The organism is Sorangium sp. So ce367, assembly GCF_051520455.1.
Classification (GTDB): Bacteria; Myxococcota_A; Polyangia; order Polyangiales; family Polyangiaceae; genus Sorangium; species Sorangium cellulosum_B.
The window spans coordinates 4551413-4564394 of the sequence record NZ_CP150334.1 but is presented as its reverse complement, the minus strand read 5'-3'; the positions used below and the strand labels follow the sequence as shown (position 1 = coordinate 4564394).

11 protein-coding genes are annotated in these 12982 nt (G+C 72.2%); 2 read left to right on the top strand and 9 right to left on the bottom strand.

From position 1 onward, the window contains the following. Nucleotides 1–11: 11 nt before the first annotated feature. Genes WME97_RS17370 through WME97_RS17355 form a run of 4 tightly spaced genes read right to left on the bottom strand, consistent with a single transcriptional unit; the run spans nucleotide 12 to nucleotide 5093 of the window. The gene (locus WME97_RS17370; RefSeq protein ID WP_437553045.1) at nucleotides 12–1079 is read right to left on the bottom strand and encodes a tetratricopeptide repeat protein; all 1068 of its coding nucleotides are present in this window, start codon (nucleotides 1077–1079) and stop codon (nucleotides 12–14) included. Then, the gene (glnD, locus tag WME97_RS17365; protein WP_437553043.1) at nucleotides 1076–3937 is read right to left on the bottom strand and encodes a [protein-PII] uridylyltransferase; all 2862 of its coding nucleotides are present in this window, start codon (nucleotides 3935–3937) and stop codon (nucleotides 1076–1078) included. The genes WME97_RS17370 and glnD overlap by 4 nt, the downstream gene beginning before the upstream one ends. 19 nt (nucleotides 3938–3956) lie before the next feature. Next, entirely contained in the window at nucleotides 3957–4790 is an 834-nt protein-coding gene (locus tag WME97_RS17360; RefSeq protein ID WP_437553041.1) for a CheR family methyltransferase, read from the bottom strand. Nucleotides 4791–4805: 15 nt separating this feature from the next. Beyond that, the gene (locus WME97_RS17355; RefSeq protein ID WP_437553040.1) at nucleotides 4806–5093 is read right to left on the bottom strand and encodes a hypothetical protein; all 288 of its coding nucleotides are present in this window, start codon (nucleotides 5091–5093) and stop codon (nucleotides 4806–4808) included. 111 nt (nucleotides 5094–5204) lie between these two features. On the opposite strand from WME97_RS17355, the gene WME97_RS17350 reads away from it, so the two are divergent. Next, nucleotides 5205–6119: an ABC transporter ATP-binding protein gene (locus tag WME97_RS17350; protein ID WP_437553038.1), complete on the top strand. Its 915-nt coding sequence runs from the start codon at nucleotides 5205–5207 to the stop codon at nucleotides 6117–6119. A 55-nt stretch (nucleotides 6120–6174) separates the two neighbouring features. Here WME97_RS17350 and WME97_RS17345 read toward each other — a convergent pair whose 3' ends face one another. Further along, nucleotides 6175–7749, bottom strand: a complete 1575-nt coding sequence (locus WME97_RS17345; RefSeq protein ID WP_437553036.1) for an ATP-binding protein — start codon at nucleotides 7747–7749, stop codon at nucleotides 6175–6177. Between the two features lie 89 nt (nucleotides 7750–7838). Between WME97_RS17345 and crcB the strand changes: the two genes are divergently transcribed. Further along, nucleotides 7839–8222: a fluoride efflux transporter CrcB gene (gene crcB, locus WME97_RS17340; protein ID WP_437553034.1), complete on the top strand. Its 384-nt coding sequence runs from the start codon at nucleotides 7839–7841 to the stop codon at nucleotides 8220–8222. A 69-nt stretch (nucleotides 8223–8291) separates the two neighbouring features. Here crcB and WME97_RS17335 read toward each other — a convergent pair whose 3' ends face one another. From WME97_RS17335 to rpsB, 4 genes are all read right to left on the bottom strand, one after another. After that, a complete protein-coding gene (locus WME97_RS17335; RefSeq protein WP_437553032.1) occupies nucleotides 8292–9296 on the bottom strand; it encodes a hypothetical protein in 1005 nt (334 codons plus the stop codon). A 477-nt stretch (nucleotides 9297–9773) separates the two neighbouring features. Then, nucleotides 9774–10718 carry a polysaccharide deacetylase family protein gene (locus WME97_RS17330; protein ID WP_437553030.1) on the bottom strand — a complete coding sequence of 315 codons (945 nt, stop codon included), beginning with the start codon at nucleotides 10716–10718 and terminating at the stop codon, nucleotides 9774–9776. Between the two features lie 9 nt (nucleotides 10719–10727). After that, entirely contained in the window at nucleotides 10728–11678 is a 951-nt protein-coding gene (tsf, locus tag WME97_RS17325) for a translation elongation factor Ts (protein WP_437553028.1), read from the bottom strand. A gap of 270 nt (nucleotides 11679–11948) precedes the next feature. Continuing rightward, nucleotides 11949–12785, bottom strand: coding sequence for a 30S ribosomal protein S2 (rpsB, locus tag WME97_RS17320; protein ID WP_437555413.1), 837 nt, complete (start codon nucleotides 12783–12785; stop codon nucleotides 11949–11951). Between the last annotated feature and the right edge of the window lie 197 nt (nucleotides 12786–12982).

The following is a 12982-nucleotide window of genomic DNA, read 5'->3' as shown; positions in this document are numbered from 1 at the left end:
GCGGCCGCGCATCACTTCAGCCTGGCGCTGAGCTCCTTCACCTTGGCGCGGGCGCGCTTGCCGATCTCGGTGTCGCCGCCGTGCTTCCCGGCCTCGGTGAGCGCGGCGATCGCGCTCTGCGGCTTGCGCTCGGCCAGGAACGACAGGCCCAGGTAGTAGTGCGCGGCCGCGAACCGCGGGTCCACCTTGATCGCCGCCTGGTAGTCGGCGCGCGCCCCCGGCTCGTCGCCGAGCTCGTGGCGGCACGTCCCGCGGCGCACGTGGAACTCGGCCTCAGGCTTCAGCTTGATGGCGCGGTCGAACGCCGCCACGCAATCGGCGTAGGCCTTCGCCGGCCCGAGCATCCGCCCGATCGTCGCGATCGTCGCCACGTCGTCGCCGGTCGCAGCGAGCGCCTTCCTGAGCTCGGCCGCGGCCCGGTCGAGCACCTTCGCCTCGAACAGCATCGCGCCGTAGGCGAAGCGCGTGGCGGCCGTGTCCTCGGCCTTGAGCGCCGCCTCGTAGTGCTTGCTCGCGTTCGCGACGTCGCCCTTCAGCCCGTACGCGTAGCCCAGGTTCTGGTGGAGCGCCGCCCGGTCCGGCGCCTGCTCGATCGCCTTCGAGAGCACCGCGATCGCCTCGTCCGGCCGAGGCGGCTCGTCCAGGTAGAGCGCGGCCAGGTTCAGCGCGGCGGCCTCGAGCTTGGGATCGCTCGCGAGCGCCTTCTTGTACGACGCCTCGGCGCCGGCGCGATCGTTCGTCTTCTCGTTCGCGAGGCCGAGGTAGTAGTGCGCCTCGGCGCTGCCCGGCTCGTGCTCGATCGCCTGGAGGAGGTGCTGCTTCGCCTCCTCGTACTTCTCGTTCTTGATGTACGCGATGCCCCGGTCCAGCGCCGTGGACGACGCGCCCTTCGAAGCCGCCGCGTCGCTGCCTTCGGGCGGATCGGCCAGGAGCGGGTCGCGCTGGGGCTCCTGCGCTCCACCACACGAAAGGGCGCACGCCGCGAGGCACGCGGCGAGCGCCATCGTCCCGAGGACCCGCTGCGCGGCGGGCCTCGCCGTCGTCGTCCACACCGCGCGCGTAAACCACCTCTCGTTCATCCGACACTCCCTTCGCCGTCCAGGCCCTGGAGGACCGCGTGCAGCCGCTCCTCCACCTCTTGCGTCCGCTTGCCGTTCGCGATCTTCGTCCCGTCCGCGTCGCTCACGTAGAACACGTCGGCCACGCGCGTCCCCTCCGTGTTGATCTTGGCGACCGAGATCGAGAGGCCGAGCTGGTAGAGCGCGTCCGAGATCGCGAACAGGAGGCCGGGGCGATCGCGCGTGAGGACCTCGATCACCGTGTGGTGCGAGGCGCGATCGTCGATGGATATCTGCGTCCGGACCTTCGGCGTCGGGCGCTCGCGCAGCGCGCCGCCCCGGCGCTTCTTGGCGAGCTCGGCGCCGGAGAGCTGCCCCGAGAGCACCGCCTGGATGTCGGTCACGAGCTTCGGGATGGCGCGCGCCACCCCCCCTACCCCTTCGCCGCGGTCGCGCACCCAGAACAGGTCGACGGCCTGCAGGCGCACGCCGGCGGGCGGGGACGAGCCCGCCCTCGCGCGGATCACGCCGCCGTCGTCCATCCCCTCGTCGTCGCACGCGCGCGAGTGGATCTGCGCCGCGTGGACCTCGAGGCGCGAGGCCGCGAGCGCGGCCGTGATCGCCGCGAGCAAGCCGGGGCGATCCGGCGCCACCACGCAGACCTCCGCGGCCTCCGGGTGGCGCGACGGAACGAGCGCGACCGAGACGGTGTTGGCGCCGGACTGCTGCTGCCGCGCGAGCTCCGAGTGCGCGGCGATCGCGGCCGGGCTGTTCGCGAGCAGGTAGCGCTCGGGCATCGACGCGAGGTAGCGGGCCAGGAAATCCCGCTGCGCGCGCCGCTCGGCCTCGCTCGCGGCCGGGAGGTCCTCGAGGGCGCCGACCGTGCCGCTGATCGCGCGGGCCATGCGCTGATCGTCGATGTCGAACGATCCCGCGTCCTCGCGCGCGCCGCGCAGCGCCCTGTCCGCGGAGAGGTACAGCTCGTCGAGCATGCGCGCCTTCCACGACGTCATCGACGTGGGGCTCGTGGTCGAGATGTCGGCGACCGTGAGCAGGTAGAGATCGCGCAGCCCCTCGCGGCCGTGCACCTCCTGGCAGAACTCGGAGATCGTCGCGGGATCATCGAGATCGCGCCGGGTCGCGATGAGGTACATCACGAGGTGCTTCAGCACGAGGTGGCACGCCTCGTCGATGTCCTCCTGAGGGAAGCCGAGGCGCGCCAGGATCTTCCGGGCCATCTCGGCGCCGCGCCCGCTGTGATCGGTGCCCCCGATCGCCTTGCCCACGTCGTGCAGGAGCGTGGCGAAGAACAGCATCGTCGGCCGGGTCGCCTCGGCGGCGAGCCGGCACGCGAGCCCGAACTCGCCCGCGAGCTCGCCCCGCACGAGCGCCGCCAGCCGATCGACCGCCGCGACCGAGTGAACGTCGACCGTGTACACGTGGTAGACGTCGTGGTGGACGCGCCCGACGACCGGCAAGAACTCCGGGATCATCGCGAGCAGGAGGCCGAGGTCGTGCAGCTCGCGGACGACCGAGCCGCTCTGCAGCTCCGTCTCCTTGCACGTGGCGACGAGGGTCCGGAACCGCTCGGCGGCCTCGGGGCTCTCGCGGAGCGCCGCGCAGAACGCCGGATCGCCGGCGGCGCGGACGATCGCGCCGCGCGCGTACGGCAAGAGCGGCACGCCGCGCTCGACGGCCTCGGAGACGAGCCGCAGCGCGATCGCCGGATCGGTCCGAAGCAGATCCGGATCGCTCATCGTGATGCAGCCGTCGAAGAGGCGGACCCCGGCGCCGAGGTCCTCGTCGCGGCGGCGGCGCCGCGTCAGCGTCGGCGTGGCGCGCGAGACGATCATGTCGAGGGAACGCGAGATGGTCCGGGCGCTCCGGTAGTAGTCGCTCATCATCCGCTCGATCGCCTCGGGCGACACGGCGCCCTCGCCGGGGGGCGGCGCGCCCTTCCGGCCGGCGTCGGCCGGACCGGCGCCCTTGCTGTAGCCGAGCGCGCCCGCGCAGAGCTCCTGCTCGTCGAACGTCAGCCGGTCGGTCCTCCGCCCGGAGTGGGCGTGGAGCAGGTTGCGGATGCGCCAGAGCATCTCCGCGGCGCTCCGGATCTCCTCTGCCTCGCGGGCGACGAGCGCGCCGAAGCGGACGAGCGCGTCGAACTCGCCGACGCCGTAGCGCGCCTTCGCGGCCCATCGGGCGACGTCGAGATCGCGCAGCCCGCCCGCGCCGTTCTTCACGTCCGGCTCCAGGAGGTAGACCGAGCCGCCGAAGCGCTCGTGCCGCTGCGAGATCTCCTTCCCGAGCCGCTCGATGAAGCGGGGCAGCTCCGAGTGCGCGAAGATGCCCGACGAGGCGCGCTGCCAGAGCGACTCCGACAGCGACGCGTCGCCGACGACGTGCCGCCAGTCGAGCAGGCTCGTCGCGGTGGGCAGGTCCTCGCGCGCGCCGTCGATGAGGTCGTCGATGGTGACGACCTGGTGCCCCACGGCGACCCCCATGTCCCAGAGCGGGTAGAGCAGCGCGTCCGCGATGGCGCTGGCGCGCTGGGCGTTGTGGGCGAGGATGCGCAGATCGAGGTCGCTCCGCAGCGCGACAGCGCCGCGGCCGTAGCCGCCGACGCCGGCGATCGCGACCGAGTCCCACTCCTTGCGGCTGGGCCCGCCGGACTCGCGCAGCAGGTGGAAGAGGCGCGCCAGGAGATCGTCGAGCAGGCGCGCGTGGCGCCGCCCAAGGGCGACCCCGACGGCGGCCGGATCCGCGGCCGGCGTGGGGCCGCTCGGCGCCGTGCGATCGAGCTCGGCGCGCTCGCGCGCATAGGCGGCGCGGAGCTCGACGAGCCCGCTGGGCCTGGACGTGGGGGAGAGGTCGACGCTCATGCGGTGTCGTTCTGCTTTCTCAGGCGCCCGGGGCGCGGAAGGCGGTGACGTGCGCGTTCACCTTGACCGGCGTGAGGCCGGCGCCGCAGAGGCGCGGCGCCTCGCTCGCGGCGGAGAACAGGAGCCCGCCCGGGCCGAGCTCGGCCGCGAGGCGGCGCGCCACCGCGTCGCCGGCGGGCTCTGCGAGATACAGGAGCACGTTCTTGAAGAAGATGATCTGGAACCCGCCGCTCGGCACGGCGTGCACCAGATCGCAGACCTCGAAGGACACGACGTCGCGGAGCTGCTGGCCGACGTGCAGCGCGCCGCCCTTCTCTTCACAGTACCGCTGAACGAAGGACGGGGGGAGCTGGTCGACGGCCTCGGCGGAGTAGACGGCCTCGCGCGCCGCCTCGATCGCCGGAGCGGCGCGGTCGACCCCGAGCACGCTGAAGCGGCGGCCCGCGCTCGCGAGCACCATCGCCAGGGTATAGGCCTCCTCGCCGGTGCTGCACCCGGCCGAGAGGCCGGCGACGGGCAGGTCGGGCGGGAGCCTGGGCAGCACCGAGGTGGCGATGGCCTCCCAGATGATCGGGTCGCGGTAGAAGCGCGTCTCGCCGACGCGGAGCGCGCTGACGATCTCCTCGATGGCCTCCCTGTCGTCCCGCAGCCGCTCGGCGGCCGCGAGCGGCGACACGCCGTGGCGCGCGGCCACGGCGCTGAGCACGGCGAGGACCCGCTCGCGCACCCAGCCCGGGGCGGCGAGGCTGCGGCCCAGGCCGAACCGGCGCTGCAGCTCGGCGAGCGCGAGGTCGACGGCCCGCTGGGCGGACCGCGCCGCAGGACCTCCTCCCGCTCTCGACGATCGGGCCATGGAAGGTCGTCGCGATCAGCCGAGGAAGCCGGCTTTCCTGGCCTGGGCTCCCTTGCCGCCGCCGTCGAGGGCGATGGCGAACACGTCCTTCAGCGCGAGCACGAACGTCTCGCCCTTGGTGCTGCGCGCCCTGAGGAGCCCGCCCGCGCTCGACACGGCCTCGATCTTGGTCACCGGGAGCGACACGCCGTCGTGCGCGGCGTAGATCGTGAGCACGCGCCCTTCAGGGAGCTCGGCCCAGCCGTCTTTGTCGGTCTTCGCCTCTGCCGTCTCGAGGGCTGCCTTGAGTAGGTCGTCGGTCATGAGCAACGTTTCCGTCCCGCGCCCTGCCGCGTCAAGCACGTGCTCGCCCTTACCGTGATGCAAGGCGATCGGCGTCCTGCGGGGCCCCCTCCGTGGTACCGTACTGTGCGGATGTCGAGAAGGCCGCCCAGCCAGCCCCCCCCTCGAGGGGCCCCCCCGGAGGCGCAGCAGGTGGGCAACATGCCGCCGGGGTGGCAGCCGGGGGATCACCTCTTCGTCGACGACATCAAGAAATCGTTCGGGGCGACGAAGGTGCTGCACGGCATCACGATGCACCTCCGGCGGACCGAGACGGCGGTGATCATCGGCGGGTCGGGCGCCGGCAAGACCACGCTGCTCCGGCTGCTCATCGGGCTGGAGCGGCCGACCACCGGCCACATCTGGGTCGACGGCGTGGACATGGGCGCGCTCGACGATTTCGAGATGAACCGGATGCGCCAGCGGTTCGGCATGGTGTTCCAGTACGCGGCGCTGCTCGACTCGCTGACGATCTTCGACAACGTGGCGTTCCCGCTGCGCGAGCACCGGAAGCACATGTCGAAGCGGGACATCCGCGACAAGGTCGTGGGCATGCTGAACTCGCTCGGCCTCGAGAACAAGGAGGACCGGATGCCGTCGGAGCTGTCCGGCGGGCAGCGCAAGCGCGTGGGCCTGGCGCGCGCGCTGATGCTCGAGCCCGAGATCCTCATCTACGACGAGCCGACCAGCGGGCTCGATCCGCTGACGAGCCGGATGGTCGACGACCTGATCGAGGAGACGCGGGCGCGCTTCAAGGTGACGAGCGTGGTGATCTCGCACGACATGGCGAGCACGTTCCGCATCGCGCACCAGGCGTTCCTCGTGATCCAGGGGCGCGTCGTCGCGTCGGGGACGCCGGACGAGCTGGCGCACGGCGACAACGAGCAGGCGCGCCAGTTCATCGCGGCGTCGGGGGTGGCGACGGATGAGGTGTCGCGGGTGAACCGGCCTGCGCTGGCGGACAGCACGGGCGGGCGGGTGATCGAGTTCAGGAAGGCGGCGGAGTAGCTGCCGGGGCGAGCGCCGCGCGACGAGCACGGTCTCCTCGGGTCTACCCTCGCTTTTACAGGCGGAGCAGCGCGACGCGGCGGCCACGGGGCGTCGTGGCCTCGCTGAACCGGGGCGCGGTTCGGGCGAGGCGCCCGCGCGCGTCGAAGATCACGAGCGTCCCGCGCTTCTGGCGCAGGCGTGCGAGGTAGTCGTCGAGCTGAGCGAGGCCTTCGAGGAGCGGGTCCTTCTGGCCCTTGCGCCACACCTTGAGCTCGATCGCGCGCCGCTGGACGGCTCGGGAACCGTCGGGCTTCTGGTAGGGAAAGCGGACGAGCAGGTCGATGCGCCCGCGGCCGACGCCGTACTCGCGATCGATGAAGCCACCGCCGTTGACCGCGCGCTGGAGGAAAGCCATCAGGACGAGCTGCGGGGCGACCTCGGGGTACGGCATCCCGGAGGCAAGCACCTCGCCGTGCTCGTGCCAGAAGGCCGCGAACGCGCGGAGCAGTCGCCGGAACGCGAGGCGGCCGTCGGGCAGGCGGAAACGCTCGGGCGGGGCGTCGATCCGCTCCTCGGCCGACGAGGACAGGACGCGGACGATCACCTCGCGGTAGATGGGGTTCGCGACGCGCAGCGGCTTGTCCTGGGCCACGAGGCCGAGATCGCGGACATAGGAGGCGTCATCGTCGTACGTGTCGCCGCCGCCCTCGTACGTCCCCGCGAGCAAGGGCTCGAGCACGCGGCGCACGCGGGGCTCGGCGAGCTTGCTGACGAGCGAGTCGAGGTGGGTAGCGCGGGCAAGGATGAGGCGCTCCTTGGCCTGCTCGACGTGCGGGCGGGTGATGGGCTCGCTGGGCGGGACGGCCATCTCCTCGACGATCTCGCTACCGAGCGCGTTGGCGAGCCAGGGCTGGCCGGCGGTGAGCTCGAACGCTCGCGTGAGCGCTGCATCGAGGAAGACCTGACCGGTGTCCTCGGTGTGCTGGGCGTAGAGCGCGCGGAGCTCCTCCTCTGAGAAATCTCCGAGCCGGAGCGACTTGAGCTTGATGTTGAATGGGCTCGCGGTGCCGAGGCGCCCGGGATCGCCGCCGCTCGCGGCCTTGTAGTCGCGCACATCGCGCAGCCCGCAGAGGATGATCGAGGCAGGGAAGTGCTCGGGACGGCTGGGGAAGCCGGCACGGAGCTGGCGCAGGACGCTCAGTAGGCCCTGTCCGCGCAGGGAGTCGATCTCATCGAAGATGAGGGCGAGCGGGCGCGGACAGGTACGCGCCCAGGCGGTAAGCGCGGCGGAGAGGAGACCCTCGTCGCCCTCGAGGGAGAACGGGGGCGGCTGGAGCTCGGGGGGCAGCGCGATCTGGGCCGCGCGCGTGAGCTCTCGCAGGACGGCTCGCTGGGCGGAGCCGTAGTCGTCGCCGGCGGCGCTGCCCTCCTCGCAGGAGAAGAGGACGGCGGCGTGTCGCCCCGAAGCCGTGAGCCGCTCGGCGACCGCGCGCAGGGCGGTCGTCTTGCCCGTCTGCCTCGGGGCGTGGACGACGAAGTACCCCATCTGCTCGACAAGCCTCGGGGCCTCGGGCAGGCGGCTCTCGGCCGGGATCATGTAGTGCAGATCGGGGCGGCACGGCCCGGTCGTGTTGAAGCGGCGCTTCACCCGCGCGAGCGTTGGGCCAGCGGCGACGAGGACGCAAGGGCACGGCCGCCGAACACGGTGATCGCGACTCGAGCGATAAGGTGAAACGAATGGATCGGTGGTTCTGGATCGGTCTCGGTGGCGCGGCGGGGACCCTCGCCCGCTACGGGCTCTCGACGTGGTGCCAGCAGCGCTTCGGCGCCGAGTTTCCGTATGGGACGCTCGCGGTCAACGTGATCGGGTCGTTCTTGCTCGGCGCCATCGGAGAGATCGCCGCGACGACGGAGCTCCTGTCACCGACGCTCCGCCTCAGCCTGAGCACCGGCGTCATGGGCGGCTTCACCACGTACTCGAGCTTCAACAACGAGACGATCCGGCTCATCGAGCACAAGTCGCTGGCGGCGGGGCTCACCAACATCGCGATCACGCTGGTCGCTTGCCTGCTCGCCGGCGTCCTCGGGATGGTCGTCACGAGGCGGCTCATCGCGAGCTGAAGGCGTGGATACGGGCCGTGGAAAGCGCCGGCGACAGGCGGCGCCGCCCGTGATCCTGGGGGATGAGGCTCAGCCGTCGGCGCCGAGGATCGGTGTCGTCTCTCCCTGCGCCGGCAGTACGGCGCCCGGCGCTCCGCCGGCGGCGGGCGGGGGCGTCTCTGGGCCGGACGAGGGCTTCTCTCCGGCGGACGGGGGCTTCTTGCCGGAGCTGCCGGAGCGGGCCTCGAACATCCATGCGGCCTTGTTCAGCTCGGGGACCAGGATCGTTCCATCGACCCGGCGCGCCGCGCGGAAGGCGCGGAGGATCTTCTCGATCACGATCGCGACCCGTCCATCCTGCAGATCGAGCGCGCGCTGCGTCACCCGTCGCCCCGCGGCGATCTGGACGCTGGCGACGCCGCGCACCCGCTGCGCCGTGGCGCGGAGCGCGGCCGCGCACTCGGCGCCGACGCCGTAGTCCTCGAGGACCTTCGCGTCCTGCGCCGGATCGGCCCTTCGGGTCTCGTCGATGAAGCTCGCGAGCGCCTCGAGGCCCTTGGCGAGGCTCTCGGGGGAGTCGGCGCGCCCCACGACGGCGTCGACCCGCGCCATGCGGCGAGCGCCGAGCGCGTTGCGCAGGCCGTCGTAGCAGAGATCGCGCTCGCCGATGCCGTCGCGCATCGCGCTCCGCCCCTGCACCTCGAGCGCGGCCCTCGCGCCGGCCGCCTCGGTCTCCGCCGCGTCGTGCGACCGCTTCATCGCCTGGAGCCTGCCCGCCTCGGCGACGAGCAGCGGCAAGAGCGCCGCGGGCATGCGCACCTTGCCGCGCTGCGCCTCGGACAGCGAGCCCAGTATCCGCCGCGCCGACGCGACGAAGTGCGGGGCGTCATCGATGAGGCTCTGCGAGTCGATGCGCGTCCCTTCGGCGACGAGGTCCTCCTCGGGGACGCCCGCGTAGGTGCGCGCGGCGAACGCGCCATCCGCGGGGCCGAGCTCCCTCGCGAGCGAGTCGAGGGTGACGGTGGTGGGTGAGCTGATCGGTACCTCGGCCGGCGATGCCGCCGGCGCGGGCTTCTTGGTCTTGGAAGTGGCCATGAGAAGAGAGGCTACGGGAGAGGGTCAAGGAAGGGAAAGCGGGCACATCGGCGACGCAAGATCACGTCGCGACGATCCGGTTCGAACGAATGCATGGGGGCCGGGAAAGCGGTGCAGGGTCGGCCGCTGCGGCGCGCTTGGCGGGATGCGACGTGCGCACCAGTCGAGATCAACGGCGCCACGACGGCGGGCGGCGCGCGCGAGACCGGGGGGCAACACGCGCAACCCCGGTCGCGCCGGCGCACCACGGGCGCGGGGCGCGCGCACGGCGCCGGGCGACGCACGGACAGGCGCCTGGAACGCGCGCACGACACGGAGGCAGCATGCGGCAAGCCCGTCGCCCCCGCGCGCCAGAGATCCCGAGCACGCGCACGACGCGCCGGGAAGGCGCAGACGACGCACTGCATCAACCATCTCCCCTACCCTCCGTCGCCCGCGATCACCGCGCCGCAGGCTCGCCGCGTCCCGCTCCCCGGGTCACTCCACGAGCCCGCGCTCCCGGCTCGCCTCGTCCAGCCGCACGAAGCTCGCCCCCCCACGCGCGAGCTCCTCCACGAACGCCCCAAGCGCCTCGATCCGCCTGCCCAGCGCGATCCGGAGCTCCGGCTGGTACGGCGCGAGCGCCTCGAGGCCGTCGCTCCGGTCGAGGAAGTCCATCCCGTGCAGCTCCAGGTTGACGAACACCTCCCGGGCGCAGGCGCGCGCCAGGAGCCGTGCGCCCGCCGCGCCCGCGAGCGCCACGCTCGTCCCGATGACCGGCAGCCGGAGCCCCGGCGTCACCTGGATCGGCAGCTCGACGAAGCGCCGGCCGCCGCGCCGGTACCACGGTCGCCCAGGCCGGTACGGCCGGCGCGGCGCCGCGAGCACACGCGGGGTGTCCAGGATCGCGGAGGATCCCCTGCCCTTCACCCGCTGCACGCCCATCGCGAGCGCCTTCGCGGCGTAGTACGGCGGACACGGGAACACCGAGGAGTCGAACGCGACCCCGACCGCGTCGAGCGCGTCGAACAGCGCGTCGCTCACCGTGTACCCCGGCGCGCGGAAGCCCGTCGGACGCCGGCCGACCGCCTCCGCGATGGCCTCGGCGCCCAGCAGGACCTCCTGCGCGATCGCGGCGCGCGGGAGCCGTGAGAGGTCGTAGCGGTGCCCGTACGAGTGGTTCTCGACCGCGTGACCGGCGTCGCTCAGCGCGCGCAAGGCCGCCGCGCTCTCGGGGCGCGCGAGGTCGCGGCCGATCGCGAACAGCGTGACGGGGATGCCGTGGGAGGCAGCGAAATCAGCGATGCGCGGCAGCGCCGTGTCGTAGACGGCGCTCAGCGCGGCCGCCGCCCCGGAGCGATCCGGGACGGCGAGCCCGTGGATGGCGAAGTAGTTCGGGACCTCGTCGAGGTCGATCGAGACGGCGGCGAGGCGCCCCCGCATCGGACCGCGTCAGCTCGCGGCCATCTTCGCCACCTCGGCGGCGAAGTCGTCCTCTTTCTTGGCGATGCCCTCGCCGCGCTCGTACCGCACGAAGCGCGTGAGCTTGAGCTCGCCGCCGGCCGCCTTCGACGCCGCCTGGAGGAGCTTCTCGATGGTCTGGCCGCTCTCGCCGCGCGAGGCCGCCTCCACCGACTCCTGCTCGAGGAGCGCGACCTCCGAGTACCACTTGTTGAACTTGCCCTCGATGATCTTCGGCCACGCCGCCTCGGGCTTCGGCTTCGGATCCTCGCGCAGCTGCGCCTCGAAGATCTCCTTCTGCTTGGCCTTCAGCTCCTCCGTGACCTCCTCGCGACGGAGGACGAGCGGGCTCATCGCGGCGGCCTGCATCGCCGTCTCCTCGACGAACTTCTGCACCGCAGGGTGCTCCGCCACGGCCTGGCTCGACGCCTCGACCGCCACGAGCACGCCGATCTTGCCGCCGAGGTGCACGTACTCGTGCGCCACGCCGTGCTTGCCCGCCGGGATCGACACGCGATCCCAGCGGCGCACCGCGATCTTCTCGCCGATGCGCGCGGTCAGCTCGGTGGCCGTGTCGGCGATCGACTTGCCGCCGATCGAGAGCTGAGCCGCGTCCGCGCCGTCGGGCGCCTTCTCGACCGCCGCGAGCACGTCGCCGACGAACTGGCGGAACGCGTCGTTGCGAGCGGCGAAGTCGGTCTGGATGTTGACCTCGACCATCGTCGCGCTGCGCCGGTCGGCCGCGACCACCGCGCGGACCTCGCCCTCGGTGGCGGACGCGCCGGCCCGCTTGGCGCTCTTCGCGAGACCCTTCTTCAGGATGATCTCGACCGCCTTCTCCATGTCGCCCTCGGCCTCCGTGAGGGCGCTCTTGCAGTCGCTCATCCCCGCCTGGGTACGCTCACGAAGCTCCTTGATCGCCTGCGCATTGATGCCGGCCATGGCTCTTTCTCCTTCAACCTGAAACCTAGATAGGAAGAGGCCGCGCCGAGCGGCCCCCGTTCACCACACGTCCGACTGCTGTTGCACGAACGGCCCAGCGAGGGCGGGTCGAACCGCAGAGGCACAGAAGGCGCAGAGGCGTGAAATTTTCATTTCTGTCCCTGCGCCCTCTCTGCTCTCTCGCGGCTGCCACACCGCCCAGACGAGCAGCGACGTCGTCGTCACCGCGCCGCCCGAGCGCTGGGCCGCTCCGTCGCGGCTCGCGCCGCGCTACGACGCCTGCTGCTGGCGCGGACCGCCGCCGCGGCCGCCGCGGCCGCCCTGGTAGACGTTGATCTCGTCGCGCTGGCCGCGACCGCCGCCCGCCGCCTGCTGCCCGCCCTCGCCGTGATCCTTGCGGCGCTGCGCGCCCTCGACGCACGCGTCCGCGACGCGGGCCGTGATCAGCCGGATCGAGCGGATGGCGTCGTCGTTGCCAGGGATCACGAAGTCGACGAGATCCGGGTCGCAGTTCGTGTCCGTGATGGCCACGACCGGGACGTTCAGCTTGCGCGCCTCGCTGATCGCGATGGACTCCTGGTGCGGATCGATCACGAAGATCGCCGCCGGGAGGCCGCCCATCCCCTTGAGGCCGCCCAGGTACTTCTCGAGCCGCTCGCGCTCCTTCTCGAGGCGGACGACCTCCTTCTTGAGCAGCTGCTCGTAGGTGCCGTCCTCCTTCATGCGCTCGAGCGTGCGCAGGCGATCGAGGCCCTGCTTGATCGTCCGGAAGTTCGTCAGGGTGCCGCCGAGCCAGCGGTTCGTGACGAAGTACATGCCCGCCCGGCGGGCCTCCTCCTGCACGATGTCCTGCGCCTGGCGCTTCGTGCCGACGAACAGCACGTGGCCGCCGCGGCCGACGGCGTCGGTCAGGAAGTCGTACGCGCGCTTGAAGAGGCGCGTCGTCTGGTCGAGATCGATGATGTGGATGCCGTTGCGCGCGCCGTAGATGAACGGCCGCATCTTCGGGTTCCAGCGCTTCGTCTGGTGGCCGAAGTGCACGCCCGCGTCGAGCAGCGAGCGGAGCGGAAGCGGGAAATCCCCCGGCTGGGGGGCGGCGGCCTGCATGGTGTCGGCCGCGGGGACGGATGCGGAGAAGCTGGTATCAGTCACGGCAGTGCCCTTTCGGTTGGTCCGCCGCTCCCCCTCCCGCGACCAACCCCATGCGCGGACAGGAGCGTCCGTGCTGATGGGGCACCGGGCCGCGGAATGCCGTGGGTGCCAGGAGAGCGTGTGGATTCGGTTCTGCGGCAGCGAAGGCGAGG